This window comes from Pseudomonas sp. PDNC002, assembly GCF_016919445.1.
Taxonomy (GTDB): Bacteria; Pseudomonadota; Gammaproteobacteria; order Pseudomonadales; family Pseudomonadaceae; genus Pseudomonas.
In genome coordinates, this window is sequence record NZ_CP070356.1 from 1,121,699 (window position 1) to 1,136,893 (window position 15,195).

Here is a 15,195-nt window from a genome sequence, read left to right on the forward strand (position 1 = left end):
AGCCGTTCCGAGCAGGCGGTGAACGTTGAGGTTAGTCGGCGAAGGCGAAGCCGTGTTTGGACTTGGTTTCCTTGATGGCGCCGAGCACCGCCAGCAGGCAGTCGTCGCGGTAGCGTTCCAGCTCGGCGATGCTGCGCGAGCCTTGCTGTTCGCTGGTGCCTTCCACCACGCGGTCGATCAGGGTGTCGGTCAGCTCCGGGGCGGGCAGGTAGGTCCATGGCAATTGCAGCGCCGGGCCGAACTGGGCCATGAAGTGGCGCATCCCGGCGTTGCCGCCGGCGAGGGTGTAGGTGAGGAAGGTGCCCATGAACGACCAGCGCAGGCCGGCGCCGAAGCGGATGGCGTCGTCGATTTCGCCGGTACTGGCCACGCCGTCGTTGACCAGGTGCAGGGCCTCGCGCCAGAGCGCTTCGAGCAGGCGGTCGGCGATAAAGCCCGGTACTTCCTTCCTCACGTGCAGCGGCCGCATACCGAGGGATTCGTAGACCTTAATCGCGGCCTGCACGGCTTCGGGCGCGGTCTTCGCGCCACCCACCACTTCCACCAGCGGCAGCAGATAGACCGGGTTGAACGGGTGGCCGACCACGCAGCGTTCCGGGTGCGTGGCGTCGGCGTAGAACTCGCTGGGCAGCAGGCCCGAGGTGCTGGAGCCGATCAAGGCGTTGGGTTTGGCGGCGGCGCTGATCTTGGCGTGCAGCTCGCATTTCAGGTCGAGGCGTTCGGGGGCGCTTTCCTGGATGAAGTCGGCGTCACGCACGCACTCCTCGATGGTGGCGACAAAGCGCAGGCGATCCTGTGAGGCACCGGGGGCGAGGCCGGCCTTTTCCAGCGCTGGCCAGGCGTTGGCAATGCGCGCGCGCAGGGCGGCTTCGGCGCCGGGGGCCGGGTCCCAGGCGACGACGTCGAGGCCGTGGGCCAGGGCGCGGGCGACCCAGCCGCTGCCGATGACGCCGCTGCCGAGGGCGGCGAAGGTTTTGATGGCGGTGATGAAGGGCATGGTGACTCCAGCGAATTGAGCGTTGGGGTGGGAGCGAACCGGTTGGCGATGAGCCCGTTGGGGCTTTCGCGGACAAAGTCCGCTCCTACGAAGAGCGGTTGCGTAGGGCGCAGCGTTATTCGCCCTAAGGTTCGGAATCAGCGCGGCTTGAGATTCATCTTCCTGCGCCCCTCGGCCGGGGTCAGGGCGCGGCCGCCCAGGCGCTCGATGATCTCGATGGCGCGTTCGACCAGTTGGCCGTTCGTGGCGTGGACGCCGCGGTCGAGCCAGATGTTGTCTTCCAGGCCGACCCGCACGTTGCCGCCCAGCAGCATGGCCTGGGCAACCATCGGCATCTGCGAGCGGCCGATGCCGAAGCCGGCCCAGGTCAGGCCGTCGGGGATGTTGTCGGCCATCGCTTTCATGGTGGTGGTGTCGGCCGGCGCGCCCCAGGGGATGCCGAGGCAGATCTGGATCAGCGGGTCTTCCAGCAGGCCTTCCTTGAGCATCTGCTTGGCGAACCAGAGGTGGCCGGTGTCGAAGATTTCCAGCTCGGCCTTCACGCCCAGTTCGGTGATGCGCTTGGCGCCGGCGCGCAGCTGGGCCGGGGTGGAGACGTAGATGAAGTCGCCATCGCCGAAGTTCAGGGTGCCGCAGTCCAGGGTGCAGATTTCCGGCAGCAATTCCTCGACGTGCTTCAGGCGCTCCAGCGGGCCGACCAGGTCGGTGCCGGCGCCGAACTCCAGCGGCTGTTCGCCCTGGCCGATCTGCAGGTCGCCGCCCATGCCGGCGGTGAGGTTGATGATGACGTCGGTGTCGCTCTCGCGGATGCGCTCGACCACTTCGCGGTAGAGCTTCACGTCGCGGCTGGGCTTGCCGGTCAGCGGGTCGCGGACATGGCAGTGGGCGACAGTGGCGCCGGCCTTGGCGGCCTCGATGGCGGCGGCGGCGATTTCCTTCGGGGTAACGGGAATGGCCGGGTGCTTGCCGACGGTGTCGCCGGCGCCGGTCACCGCGCAGGTGACGATCACTTCGTAATTCACGGTGGCTGTCCTTCTTGAGGTCGAACGAACCCACTGCGCGCCGGACGACGCGCAGGGAGTTGCTGGTAGGGCGTTACTTTTTGGAGAGCTATTTCAGCGAGGCCTGTACGGCGGCGAGGCCGTCCTTGCCATCGAAGGTGGTCACGCCGTCGAGCCAGGCCTTGAGCGGCTCGGGGTTCTGCTTCAGCCAGGCCTTGGCGGCATCCACCGGCTGGCTGCGGTCGAGGATCGGCACCATCACCTGGCTCACCTGCTGGCTGCTGAACTTGAGGTTGTGCAGCAGCTTGGCGACGTTGCCGCACTGCGCCTGGTAGCCGCCGGCGGTCATGATCGAGACGGTGGCGGAGCCTTCGTTCGGGCCGAACACATCGTCGCTGCCGGTGAGGTACTTCATGTCGATCTGCAGGTTCATCGGGTGCGGCTTCCAGCCGAAGAACACCACCCACTGCTGGCGCTTGATGGCGCGCTTGACCGCGGTGAGCATGCCGGCCTCGCTGGATTCGACGATCTGGAAGCCCTTCAGGCCGAACTTGTCGTCGGCGATCATCTTCGCGGTGATGCGGTTGGAGCCGCTGCCCGGCTCGATCAGGTAGATCTTGTTGCCCAGCTTGTCCTTGAACTTGGCGATGTCGGCGAAGGTCTTCAGACCGCCGTCGTAGACGTAGGTCGGCACGGCGTAGGTGGACTGCGCGTCGGGCAGGGTCGGCGGGGTGATCACGTCGATCTGCTGCTTGTCGAGGTAGGGCTTGGCCACCGGCTGCATGGTCGGTTGCCAGTAGCCGAGGAAGACGTCGAGCTGCTTGTCGGCCATGCCAGCGAGGATGATCTGCTGCGAGGCGCTGGTCTGCTTGACCTTGTAGCCCAGGCCGTCGAGCACGGCTTCGGCCACGGCGCTGCTGGCCACCACGTCGGTCCAGTTCACCGTGCCCATGCGCACGTTCTGGCACTGGGCGGGCTCGGCGGCCCAGGTGGTGCTGGCGGCGAGCATGAGCGCGGCACAGCCGAACGCTCGGATCGATAGCTTCATGACTTCTCCCTCAAGGCCTTTGCGGCGTTGGTTATCGTTGTTGTACGTCATGCGGCCCTCACGGGGGCTGGAGAACAAATTACGCAGGCGTCGCCCCGGTGAATCGCACAGTGGCGACCAGCTCTTGCACAGCAGCGACCTCCCCGATTGCCAGGGCGACGTCCTTGGTCCATAAGCAGGGGCAGGCTGCCACTACGCTGCCCTCCAATCGCACGGTACCCGCCATGTCCCACGACTTCTGGTTCCTGCTGTTGCCCGGTTTTTCGGTGATGGGTTTCGTTTCCGCCGTTGAGCCGCTGCGGGTGGCCAACCGCTTCCGCGGCGAGCTGTACCGCTGGCACCTGATGAGCCTGGACGGCGGGCCGGTGCTCGCCAGCAACGGCATGTCGATGAACGCCGACAGCGGCCTGGAAGCCCTGCGCGAAAGCGACACGCTGCTGGTGGTGGCGGGTTTCGAACCGCTGCGCGCCTGCACCCCGGCGCTGCTGCACTGGCTCAAGCGCCTGGATCGTGATGGCGTGACGCTGGGCGGCATCGACACCGGCAGCTTCGTGCTGGCCGAGGCCGGATTGTTGCAGCGCCAGCGCTGCACGGTGCACTGGGAGGCGCTGGACGCCTTCCGGGAGACTTATCCACAGGTGCAGGCGACCCAGGAGCTGTTCGAGATCGACGGTCCGCGCATCACCTCCGCCGGCGGCACCGCGTCCATCGACCTGATGCTCGACCTGATCGCCCAGGACCATGGGCCGGAGCTGGCCGTACAGGTTTCCGAGCAGTTCGTGGTCGGGCGCATTCGTCCCCGCCAGGATCACCAACGCCTGCAGGTCGCCAGCCGTTACGGGGTGAGCAACCGCAAGCTGGTGCAGGTGATCGGCGAGATGGAGCGCCACACCGAACCACCGCTGACCACGCTGGAGCTGGCCGAGCGCATCCAGGTCACCCGGCGCCAGCTGGAGCGCCTGTTCCGCCTGCACCTGAACGACACGCCCTCGAACTTCTACCTCAGCCTGCGCCTGGACAAGGCGCGCCAGTTGCTGCGCCAGACCGACATGAGCGTGCTGGAGATCGGCGTGGCCTGCGGGTTCGAGACGCCTTCGTACCTGTCGCGCAGTTACCGGGCGAAGTTCGGTGTGTGCCCGAGCCAGGATCGGGTGGGGTTGCGCAAGGTGGCGGCTAAGGCGGTTCCGCCACAAGCATGACTACATGCCTGGGTATCTCCCTCACCCCAGCCCTCTCCCAGTGGGAGAGGGGGCAGTCCGCAGTGGCGGATGAGATCGCCGCACTTCCTGCACCATATGACCAGTGACGCCGACCTTTCTGCTCGCACTGAAAGGTCCCCTCTCCCTCTGGGAGAGGGTTAGGGTGAGGGCCGCCCCGGGCGTAGAAACATCCCGCAGCAGCGGCGCCCATCGCCGGTCTGGCGGCCCGCACCTACAAGTAGATACAGGAGCGTCATTGGCAATATCTGTGGGACTACCGTCATTTACCCATCCACGGACCAGGCAGAGGATGGGCACCAGGTTCCCTCCTCACTGAACTTCGGAGACCACCATGAGCGAATCCCGTCCCCCTCTGCCGCCCTTCACCCGCGAAACCGCCATCCAGAAAGTCCGCCTTGCCGAGGACGGCTGGAACAGCCGCGATCCGCACCGCGTGTCGCTGGCCTACACACCGGACAGCCGCTGGCGCAACCGCGCGACCTTCGTCCAGGGCCGCGAGCAGATCGTCCAGTTCCTCACCGCCAAGTGGGTGCGCGAGCAGCAGTACCGGCTGATCAAGGAACTCTGGGCCTTCACCGACAACCGCATCGCCGTGCGCTTCGCCTACGAATGGCACGACGACTCGGGCAACTGGTTCCGCTCCTACGGCAACGAGAACTGGGTCTTCGACGAGAACGGCCTGATGTTCGAGCGCCATGCGAGCATCAACGACCTGCCGATCCGCGAGGACGAGCGCCTGTTCCATTGGCCGCAAGGGCGCCGGCCGGATGAACATCCGTCGCTCAGCGAGCTGGGCTTGTGAGGCTTATCCATAGCGGTTTTTCCGCGGGATAGACCGGCCTGCGGCCGGGTCGCGGATAAGATCCGCTCCTACAAGGGCCGGTGCTGTGGATAACCCGTAGGAGCGGACCTTGTCCGCGAAAGGCGCCCGAAGGGCGCCCTCGATATCAGGCCGGAACGGCCCGGGCGGGTGCGGTGGAGGAGATGCGGCTGTCTTCCAGGATCATCGCTGCCGCCCGCTCGCCGAGCATGATGCACGGCGCGTTGGTGTTGCCGCTGATCAGCGTCGGCATGATCGACGCATCCACCACGCGCAACCCCTTCAAACCATGCACGCGCAGGCGCAGGTCGACCACGGCCATCGCGTCCTCACCCATCTTGCAGGTACCCACCGGGTGGAACACGGTGGCGGCGTACTCGCGCAGGTGCTCGAGCAGTTGCTCGTCGGTCTGCACCTGCGGGCCGGGCAGCATCTCGGCGCCGCGGATCTTGTCGAACTCCGGCTGGGCGAGGATCTTGCGCGCCAGCTTCACGCCTTCCACCAGCACGCGGCCGTCTTCCTCGTTGGCGAGGAAGTTGTAGTCGATCTCGATGTCACCGCCGGGCTTCACGCGTAGCTCGCCGATGCTCTTCGGACGCAGCACGCAGGTGTGCACGGCGTAGCCATGGCCCCACTCGAACAGGCGGCCACGGTGGCTGCGGTAACCGGGCACGAAGTGGAACTGCACGTCGGCCAGCGATTGCGCGAGAGGTGTCCGCGCGAATCCACCGGCCTCGACGTAGTTGGTGGTCAGCCAGCCCTTCTTCGCCAGCAGGTACTTGAACGGCGACAACAGGATCTGCGGCAGCGATCCGAGGGAGAAGCCCAGGCTCAGCGGGCTTGGCGAGCGCACGGTGACCAGTCCGTCGAGGTGGTCCTGGAGGTTCTTGCCCACGCCCGGCAGGTCGTGTTTCACCGGGATGCCGGCGGCTTTCAACTCTTCGCCCGGACCGATGCCGGAGGCCAGGAGGATCTGCGGCGAGCCGAGGGAGCCGGCCGACAGAATCACTTCGCGGCGCGCCAGCAGGCGCTCGCCGCTGCGCAGCTCGATGCCGGTGACGCGCTCGCCTTCCAGCAGCAGGCGGCCCACCTGGCGGTCGGTCAGCACGGTGAGGTTCGGCCGCTGCAACGGCGCGACGAAGGCACGGTAGCTGCTCAGGCGCTTGGCGTCCTTCTGGGTCACGTTGTAGATGCCGACGCCCTCGAACTCGCGGCCGTTGAAGTCATCGTTGCGGCGCAGGCCGAGGTGTTCGGCGGCCTTGATGAACAGGTTCGACAGCGGGTTGGGGTCACGCGGCTTGTCCACCACCAGCTCGCCCAGGGTGCCGTGCAGCGCCGGGTCCTGGCCGAGCACGTTGCGTTCGGATTTCTTGAAGAACGGCAGCACGTCCTTCCAACCCCAGCCGGGGCAGCCGTCCTGCTCCCAGCGGTCGTAGTCGGAGGCGTGGCCACGGATGTAGATCATGCTGTTCATCGAGCTGGAGCCGCCCAGCGCCTTACCGCGCGGGCAGTGCAGCGAGCGGTTGTTCAGGCGCTTCTGCGGCGCGGAGTAGAAGTTCCAGCTGAAGATCTTGCTCTTGTACAGCGTGATGGTGCCGGCGGGGGTCTGTACGCGCGGGCTGGCATCGCTGCCGCCGGCCTCCAGCAGGCAGACGCGCACGGACGGGTCGGCGCTCAGGCGGTTGGCCAGGACGCAGCCGGCGGAACCGGCGCCGACGATGAGGTAGTCGTAGGTGGAATCGTTGGAGTGGGACATAAGGGCTCCCTTGGGAGTGTTGCGTGAATGGCAGAGCCCCTCACCCCAGCCCTCTCCCAAAGGGAGAGGGAGCAAACCGAATCAACCGGCCAGCGCGGCGCTCGTCGCGAGCGCCGCAACAGCTCCCTCTCCCCCTGGGAGAGGGCTGGGGTGAGGGTGGGCGTCGTCGGGCTTTCAATGAGCCTCTTCCAGATCGTCGTGCAGCAGCCCGAGGATCTCGCGCTTCATCTCGATGAACTGGCGGTCCATGACCATGTCCAGCGAGCGCGGGCGCTCGATGGGCACGTCGAGGATGCGCTTGATGCGGCCGGGGCGTGCGCCCATGACGTAGACGCGGTCGCCCAGCAGGATGGCCTCGTCGATGTCGTGGGTGACGAACACCACGGTCTTCTTGCTGTGGTCCCACACGCGCAGCAGCAGTTGCTGCATCTGCATGCGGGTCTGGCTGTCGAGGGCGCCGAAGGGCTCGTCCATCAGCAGGATCTGCGGGTCGTTGGCCAGCGCGCGGGCGATCGCCACGCGCTGCATCATTCCGCCGGAGAGCTGCTTGGGATAGTTGTTCTCGAAGCGGCGCAGGCCGACTTCGTCGAGGTAGTAGTCGACAATCTCGCGGCGCTCGGCCGCCGGCATGCCGCGACGCTTGAGGCCGAACTCGACGTTCTGCCGCACGGTTAGCCAGGGGAACAGGGTGTAGCTCTGGAACACCATGCCGCGGTCGGCGCCGGGGCCGTCGACCAGTTGGCCGCCGACGTAGATGTCGCCTTCGGTGGGTTCGGCCAGCCCGGCGGTGAGGTAGAGCAGGCTCGACTTGCCGCAGCCGGACGGGCCGACGATGACGGCGAACTGCTGGTCCGGCACTTCGAAGGAGACGCTCTCCAGCGCGCTGAAGGTGCCGCCCTCGGGCGTGCGATAGCGCAGGCTGACGTTTTCCACCCGCAGGCGTGGCGGCCTGGCTTGTTCCTGACCGGTCACGGCCGCTTCTTCCTGCTTGATCGCTACTGCGCCCATGACGCCACCTTCAGTCGGATGAATCGGAAGAGTTGGTCGGTGATCAGGCCCAGCAGGCCGATGATGGCGATGGCCAGGAAGATCACGTCGACCTGGAAGCCGCGCATGGCCTTGAGGCTGATGTAGCCCAGGCCGCTGGAGGCGGCGACCAGTTCGGCCACGACGAGGTAAGTCCAGGCCCAGCCCATGGTCACGCGCAAGGTGTCGAGCACGCCGGGCAGCGAGGCCGGGCCGAGCACGTGAAGGACTACGTCGCGGCGGTTGCAGCCCAGGGTGTAGGAGGCGTTGACCAGGTCCTTGGCGACGCCGCGGGAAACGTCCGCGATCATCACCAGTTGCTGGAAGAACACGCCGAAGATGATCACGGTGACGCGCTGCTCCAGGCCGATGCCGATCCACAGGATGAACAGCGGCACGAAGGAGGTCACCGGCAGGTAGCGAATGAAGTTCACCAGCGGTTCGAGGAAGGCCTGGACGATGCGGAAGCTGCCCATCAGCAGGCCCAGCGGCACCGCCACCAGCGAGGAGATGATGAAGCCGATCATCACCACCTTGACGCTGGCCATCACGTGGGTGGCGAGGGTGCCGTCACTGGCCAGGCGCACGCCGGCGGCGAGCACCGCATCCGGGGTGGGCAGGAACATCGCCGGCACCACGCCGCCGTAGGAAAGCCCGGCCCACAGGCCGAACACGAGCAGCCAGCACAGGGTGCCGGCGGACCAGACCAGCTTCAGCGGCAGGTCGACCTTGGGCGTCAGGCAACGGCTGAGCCAGGATTGCGAACGACGAGGCATCGCGGATTCCTCCAGGCGAGCGGCACGGCGCCGCCCGCGGGGACAAGAGAGAGACGGTTACTCGGAGACGAAGCGCGGATCGACCAGGTCGTCGTAGCTGACTTCCAGGCGCTTGCCCTGCAGGCCGCTCCAGGTCTCGTTGGCGAGGCGGATCAAGCCCTTGATGTCGCCGGGCTTGCCGGGGGTGCCAATGAGTTGCTCGCTCATGGCCTTGTCGTAGAAGCGCACGCCCTTGGCGGCGTCGGCCAGGGCCTTGGGATCGGAAAGGTAGCCGCCGACGCCCTTGGCCATGATCGCGTAGGCCTCGTCCGGGTGTTCCTTGGTGTACTGCACGGCCCTGTACAGGCCTTTCACCAGGGCCTTCACGTCCTCGGGCTGCTTCTCGATCACGTCGCAGTTGAGGGCGACCACGTCGACGATCACGCCGGGGGTGGTGGAACTGTCCACCAGCACCTTGCCCTGCTGCTTCTCGCGCACCAGAGAGAGGTGCGGCTCCCAGGTCACGGCGGCGGGCACGCGGCCGGCGATGAAGGCGCTGGCGGCATCGTCGGCGGTCATGTTCTGCACCTTGATGTCGCTCATGTTCATGCCGGCGTGCTTGAGCAGGTAGGCCAGCCAGAACTGCGAGACGGAGCCTTCGTTGACCGCCACTTCCTGGCCCTTGAGCTGGGCCAGGGAGGTGACGTCCTTGCCCACCAGCACGCCGTCGCCGCCATGGCTGTCGTCCAGCGCGGCCACGGCCTTGAAGCAGAACTTCGGCCGGTACTTGAGGATTTCGTCGATGGTGGAGGCGGAACCGGAGAGCTGGCCGGAGGCCTGGGCCGCCATGTACATCGAGGCTTCCTCGATGGTGGTCAGCTGCAGGTCCAGGCCCTGCTCCTTGAAGTAGCCCAGGTCGCGGGCGAGGTAGAGCGTGCCGTAGCCGACCCAGGTGGTGTGGCCGATGGACAGGGTACCGGCCTGCGCGCCGGAAACGGCGGCAAGAGCCAGGGCGGAACACGCGATGGAACGCACGAGCAAGGACTTGATCATGAAGCACTCCCACAGCCGTTGGGCTTGTTATTGGTTTACTGCGGCAGTGGCCAGGAGGCCGGAAGAACCGGGACATGGGCGGCATTGGGCTCGGGTGGCCCTAGCGTCTGAAGGCTTTGTCTCGCGACATGTCTGACAGACCGATGGTGGCCGAAGCGGGAGGCTCGGAAAATTATTAAATATGTCGTTGCGCCATAAGAAAAAGCTGCCTTGCCGGCGAAACTGCACCAGCATGGCGCAAGGGAGAACTCGAACACACGCGGCACGTCTCGCGCTGCACTATCGTTGAACGTCGCTCCCCTCAGGAAGGTTTGATCATGGCTCTTCGCCCCGTTCTTTCGGCCCTGACGCTCGCCGTCGGGCTGTCTTTACTCCCCACCTTTTCACAGGCAGCCAATGCTCAGCAGCCTTCCGCCGCCGCCGAGTTGAAGTGGCCGCGCGACTTCGCCCTCGGCGACCAGCACGTGCAGATATTCCAGCCGCAGGTCGAAGGCTGGGATGGCACCCGCATGAGCGGTCGCGCCGCGATCGCCGTTGGCGCCGCGAAGGCCGCGCCGACCTATGGCGTCGCGCTGTTCTCGGCCGCCGCCGCGATCGACAAGTCCAGCGGACTGGTCCAGCTGACCGACCTGCGCATCGAGAAGGTGGAAGTGCCGACCGCGCCGGACAGCGCCGACAAGGTGCGCGATGCGCTGGTGGCTCAGTTGCCCAAGCACGGCCTGACCGTCTCCCTCGACCAGTTGCAGGCCAGCTACGCGGTCAACCAGCAGTTGGACAAACTGCGTCATGTCGAGGTGAAGAACGACGCGCCCCAGATCCTCTTCGCCAACACCCCGACCGTGCTGGTGATGATCGACGGCCAGCCGCAATGGCAGGGCCTCAAAGGCAGCGACTTCGAGCATGTGCTCAACAGCCGCGTGCTGATCCTGCGCGACGCCCAGGGCAATCACTTCCTGAACGCGGCCGGCAACTGGTACACGTCGCAGTCCATCGACGGCAACTGGCTGGTGCTGAGCCAGCCACCCAAGGCACTCATCAACGCACAGACAGTCGCGATGAAGGCCGGCCCGGTGGATGCGCTGCTGCCCAAGAACGGCAAGAAGCCAGCCAAGGCACCGGCGGTGCTGGTGGCAACCCAGCCCACCGAACTGATCGTCAGCGAAGGCACCGCGCAGATGGCGCCCGTGGATGGCGTCAGCCTGCTGACGATGCAGAACGCCGACCACGCGGTGTTCGTCGACCCGACCAGCAACACCTGGTACGTGCTGGTCTCCGGGCGCTGGTTCAGCGGCCCCGGGGAGAAGGGCCCGTGGCAGTACGTCAACGGCAAGGACCTGCCGGCGGACTTCGCGAAGATTTCACCGAAGGACCCGAAGGCCAACGTGCTGGTCTCGGTGCCCGGCACGCCGCAGGCCAAGGAGGCCGCCATCGCCGCGAGCATCCCGCAGACCGCCAGCGTCTCGCGCAGCAAGGCGAAACTGAAGGTCAACTACGATGGCTCGCCCAGCTTCCAGCCCATCTCCGGGACTGACCTGCGCTATGCGGTGAACACGCCGACGCCGGTGATCGAAGTCGCTTCCAACCAATTCTTCGCGGTGAGCAATGGCGTCTGGTTCGTCGCCCCCAGCGCGACGGGGCCATGGCAGGTAGCGACCGAAGTGCCGGCGGTCATCTACGGGATTCCGCCCAGCTCGCCGGTGTACTACGTGACCTATGTGCACATCTATTCGGTCACTCCGCAGACCGTGGTGGTCGGCTACACGCCCGGCTATCTGGGCGTGGTGGTCAACAGCGATGGCACGGTGGTCTACGGCACCGGCTACGACTACCCGGCGTACGTCAGCAGCACGGTGTACTACGGCTATCCGCCCACCTACGGCTACGGCGCCGGCTTTGCCGTCGGCGCGCTGACCGGGTTCGCCTTCGGCTATGCCTCGGGCGCCTGGTGGGGGGCCCCGGAACCCTACTGGGGCCCGTACTGGGGCGCCTACCCGGCCGGCGGCTGGAGCTACACCAACATCAACCAGGCGAACTTCTATGGCCGTTGGGGCCAGGGCACCGTCAGCCATGGCTACGGCTACAACGGCTACACCGGTACCGCTTGGCAGGGGAGCTCGGCCGTCGGCTACAACCCGCGCACCGGCACCCACTTCGAAGGTGCCCAGGGCACGGCCTTCAACCCCTACACCAACCGCAGTGCCGCCGCTCGCGGCGGCGCCTATTCCAATGCCGCCACCGGCATTTCCGGCGCGGGCCGCAGCGCGGCCGGCATCGACCATGACAGCGGTGACTTCGAGGCCGGACGCCAGGTCGTCCAGCACAACGCGCAGACCGGCCGCACGACGATCGCCCAGAGTGGCGTCAAAGGAGACATCGACGACAACCCGGACAGCTTCGATCACCAGCATCAGGGCGTGAGCTACAACCGCCGCACCGGCAACGCCGTGGGCTGGAACAACGGCGACATCTACGCCGGGCATGACGGCAACGTCTACCAGCACACCCAGGACGGCGGCTGGCAGAAGCACACCGACAGCGGCTGGCAGCCGGTTCAGCCGGCCAACAACGACCTGCGCAACAACCTCGACCAGCAGTTCCAGTCACGCCAACTGGGCCAGCAGCGTTTCAACCAGACTCAACATCAGTGGGGCAACGGCGGCGGGTTCGGCGGGGATCGCTCTGGCGGCTTCGGCGGCGGGCACTTCGGTGGGTTTGGTGGCGGGCACTTCGGCGGCGGAGGCTTCCGTCGCTAACTAGCCGAACAGGGTTTTCCACAGCGTCCCCAGCTGTGGAAAACCCCAGTTACCGGCGTGAGAAACTTATCCACACGCCTTGCCCTCCAGCAGACGTCCTCGGCAAGATGCCCGCTCCCACCCTCCTCTCGGGATTGCCGTGACCGCTCTGTTCCAGGCCCTCTGGCCATTGTTCGCGCTGATCGTCGGCGGCTTCGTGCTACGCCGCAAAGGCTTCCCCGGCGAGGCCTTCTGGCCGGCGGCCGAGCGGCTCAATTACTTCATCCTCTTCCCCGCCCTGCTCGCCAGCAGCCTGGCCAGCGCGCCGCTGAACGACCCCGGCCTCGCCCGCCAGGCGCTGGCCGTGGTGCTCGGCCTGGGTATCGCCTGGATCGCCTTGCTGATCGCCAAGCGCCTGCGCGGCTGGAATGCGGCGCGCTTCGGCGCCATCGCCCAGGGTGTGCTGCGCTTCAACACCTACCTGGGCCTGGCCGCCGTCGGCAGCCTGTACGGCAAGCCGGGGCTGACACTGGCCGCGCTGATGCTCGCGCTGATGGTGCCGACGGTGAACGTGATGTCGGTCTGGGCGCTGACCGCCGAACGCGGCATCAGTCTGCGTTCCCTGCTGCTGCCGATCGTGAAGAACCCGCTGATCCTCGCCTGCGTGGCCGGCGCCTTGTTGAACGTGAGCGGCATCGGCCTGCCCGGCGGCACGGACCGGCTGTTCAACCTGCTGGCGGTAGCCAGCCTGCCGCTGGGCCTGCTCTGCGTGGGCGCGGCGTTGCAGCCGCAGGAACTGCGCGCTGAAGTCTCGGCACTGGGCTGGAACTGCGCGATCCGCCTGTTGGCCATGCCATTGCTGGCCTTCGCCATCGCTCGCCTGCTCGCCCTGCCAGCGCTGGAAAGTGCACTGCTGGTGATGTTCTTCGCGCTGCCGACTGCGCCTACGGCCTATGTGCTGACCCGCCAGCTGGGCGGCGAGAGCGGGCTGATGGCGGGGATCATCACCCTGCAGACGCTGCTGGCCGGCGCCAGTCTGCTGCTGGTGATGGGGCTGATTCAGTCGCTGGGCTGACCAGCGCGAACGAAGTCTGCCAAGGCTTACCCCGTAGGAGCGGATCTTATCCGCGATTCCGGCCGGCAGGCCGGTGCATCCTCCAGGGATTCGCGGACAAGGTCCGCTCCTACGAAAAGCGCTGGAACTTATGCATAGGGATCGACAAGGTTCGCGAGCAAGCTCGTTCTGCACACATCCCCACCGATCTGCGGAAGTACTCCGCGAAAGCCTGCTGAAAGCTTGACCCCCTAGCATCGCCGCCTCGGTCCTCCCGGCCGGACCTGCCTTCGCGCAGCGTACAAAAACAACAATCGGTGATCGCTCATGCCCCGTTTCCTGTCTCTACCCGCTCCTACTCCGTCCGCACCGCGCGTGCTTATCCACAGCCGCCGCTGATCCACGCGCCAGACCGGAGTTATCCCCATGCTGACTTTCCTCGCCTTCGCCATGGTGGCGACCTTCATGTTCCTGATCATGACCAAGCGGCTCTCGGCGCTGATCGCGCTGATCCTGGTCCCGATCGCCTTCGCGCTGCTCGGCGGCTTCGCCAAGGGCCTGGGGCCGATGATGCTGGAGGGCATCCGCACGCTGGCACCGACCGGCGTGATGCTGATGTTCGCCATCCTCTACTTCGCCATCATGATCGACTCGGGACTGTTCGACCCGGCGGTGCGGCGCATCCTCAAACTGGTGAAGGGCGACCCGCTCAAGGTGTCGATGGGCACCGCTGCGCTGGCGATGATCGTCTCGCTGGATGGCGACGGCTCGACTACCTACATGATCTGCGTGGCCGCCGTGCTGCCGCTGTACAGCCGCCTGGGCATGAGCCCGCTGCTGATGGCCTGCCTGATCATGCTCTCCAGCGGCGTGCTGAACATGACCCCCTGGGGCGGCCCGACTGCACGGGCGGCCAGCGCGCTGCACGTCGACCCGGCGGACATCTTCGTACCGATGATCCCGGCCATGATTGCCGGCCTCGCGGCGATCTTCGGCCTGGCCTGGGTCTACGGCAAACGCGAGCGCGCGCGGCTGGGCGAGCTGCACCTGCCCACCGACCCGGTGGAGGGGGCGGAAGTCAGCGTGTCGCAATATCCCGAGGCGCGCCGGCCAAAGCTGCTGTGGTTCAACGCTATCCTCACGCTGCTGCTGATGGGCACCCTGATCGCCGGGCTGCTGCCGATGCCCGTACTGTTCATGATCGCCTTCGGTATCGCGATGATCGTCAACTATCCCTGCATCATCGAGCAGAAGAAGCGCATCGGTGCCCATGCCGAGAACGTCCTCGCGGTGGTCTCGCTGATCTTCGCCGCCGGCGTCTTCACCGGCATCCTGTCCGGAACGGGGATGGTCGAAGCCATGTCCAAGAGCCTGCTGGCGGTGATCCCGCCGGCGCTCGGGCCATACCTGGCGACCATCACGGCGCTGGTGAGCATGCCGTTCACCTTCTTCATGTCGAATGACGCTTTCTACTACGGCGTGCTCCCGGTACTCTCCCAGGCCGCCGCGCAGTACGGCATCACCCCGGTGGAAATGGCCCGCGCCTCCATCGTCGGCCAGCCAGTGCACCTGCTCAGCCCGCTGGTGCCGTCCACCTACCTGCTGGTGGGCCTGGCCAAGGTGGACTTCGGCGACCACCAGCGCTTCACCCTCAAGTGGGCCGTGCTGGTGTGCCTGGCGATCCTGGCTGCCGCGCTGCTGCTGGGCCTGTTCCCCCTCTTCAACGACTGACT

General features: G+C 66.4%; 12 protein-coding genes. 5 read left to right on the forward strand and 7 right to left on the reverse strand.

The annotated features are described in order from the left end of the window. Positions 1-31: 31 nt before the first annotated feature. The 3 genes from JVX91_RS05150 to JVX91_RS05160 form a co-directional block, all read right to left on the reverse strand. The gene (locus JVX91_RS05150; RefSeq protein ID WP_205338300.1) at positions 32-997 is read right to left on the reverse strand and encodes an L-carnitine dehydrogenase; all 966 of its coding nucleotides are present in this window, start codon (positions 995-997) and stop codon (positions 32-34) included. A 137-nt stretch (positions 998-1,134) separates the two neighbouring features. Next, complete coding sequence (locus JVX91_RS05155) at positions 1,135-2,019, reverse strand: 3-keto-5-aminohexanoate cleavage protein (protein ID WP_205338301.1); 885 nt, start codon at positions 2,017-2,019, stop codon at positions 1,135-1,137. An 88-nt stretch (positions 2,020-2,107) separates the two neighbouring features. Further along, on the reverse strand, positions 2,108-3,046 hold the full coding sequence (locus JVX91_RS05160) for a choline ABC transporter substrate-binding protein (RefSeq protein ID WP_205338302.1): 939 nt from the start codon (positions 3,044-3,046) through the stop codon (positions 2,108-2,110). 224 nt (positions 3,047-3,270) lie between these two features. Between JVX91_RS05160 and JVX91_RS05165 the strand changes: the two genes are divergently transcribed. After that, complete coding sequence (locus JVX91_RS05165; RefSeq protein ID WP_205338303.1) at positions 3,271-4,245, forward strand: GlxA family transcriptional regulator; 975 nt, start codon at positions 3,271-3,273, stop codon at positions 4,243-4,245. A 352-nt stretch (positions 4,246-4,597) separates the two neighbouring features. Next, positions 4,598-5,068, forward strand: a complete 471-nt coding sequence (locus tag JVX91_RS05170) for a nuclear transport factor 2 family protein (protein ID WP_205338304.1) — start codon at positions 4,598-4,600, stop codon at positions 5,066-5,068. Between the two features lie 145 nt (positions 5,069-5,213). Here the strand turns inward: JVX91_RS05170 and JVX91_RS05175 are convergent, their stop codons facing one another. The 4 genes from JVX91_RS05175 to JVX91_RS05190 form a co-directional block, all read right to left on the reverse strand. Further along, entirely contained in the window at positions 5,214-6,842 is a 1,629-nt protein-coding gene (locus JVX91_RS05175) for a GMC family oxidoreductase N-terminal domain-containing protein (protein WP_205338305.1), read from the reverse strand. A 174-nt stretch (positions 6,843-7,016) separates the two neighbouring features. Continuing rightward, a complete protein-coding gene (locus JVX91_RS05180; RefSeq protein ID WP_024764975.1) occupies positions 7,017-7,850 on the reverse strand; it encodes an ABC transporter ATP-binding protein in 834 nt (277 codons plus the stop codon). Next, positions 7,838-8,644 (reverse strand): ABC transporter permease, encoded by an 807-nt coding sequence (locus JVX91_RS05185; RefSeq protein WP_024764976.1) that lies wholly within the window; start codon positions 8,642-8,644, stop codon positions 7,838-7,840. Before JVX91_RS05185 ends, JVX91_RS05180 begins: the two co-directional genes overlap by 13 nt. Before the next feature lie 57 nt (positions 8,645-8,701). After that, a complete protein-coding gene (locus JVX91_RS05190; protein WP_205338306.1) occupies positions 8,702-9,676 on the reverse strand; it encodes an ABC transporter substrate-binding protein in 975 nt (324 codons plus the stop codon). A 317-nt stretch (positions 9,677-9,993) separates the two neighbouring features. On the opposite strand from JVX91_RS05190, the gene JVX91_RS05195 reads away from it, so the two are divergent. The 3 genes from JVX91_RS05195 (at position 9,994) to JVX91_RS05205 (ending at position 15,193) form a co-directional block, all read left to right on the forward strand. Continuing rightward, positions 9,994-12,429, forward strand: coding sequence for a carbohydrate-binding family V/XII (locus tag JVX91_RS05195; protein ID WP_205338307.1), 2,436 nt, complete (start codon positions 9,994-9,996; stop codon positions 12,427-12,429). Between the two features lie 79 nt (positions 12,430-12,508). Then, positions 12,509-13,483 (forward strand): AEC family transporter, encoded by a 975-nt coding sequence (locus JVX91_RS05200; RefSeq protein WP_205338308.1) that lies wholly within the window; start codon positions 12,509-12,511, stop codon positions 13,481-13,483. 405 nt (positions 13,484-13,888) lie between these two features. Next, a complete protein-coding gene (locus tag JVX91_RS05205; protein WP_205338309.1) occupies positions 13,889-15,193 on the forward strand; it encodes a CitMHS family transporter in 1,305 nt (434 codons plus the stop codon). Positions 15,194-15,195: the final 2 nt, after the last annotated feature.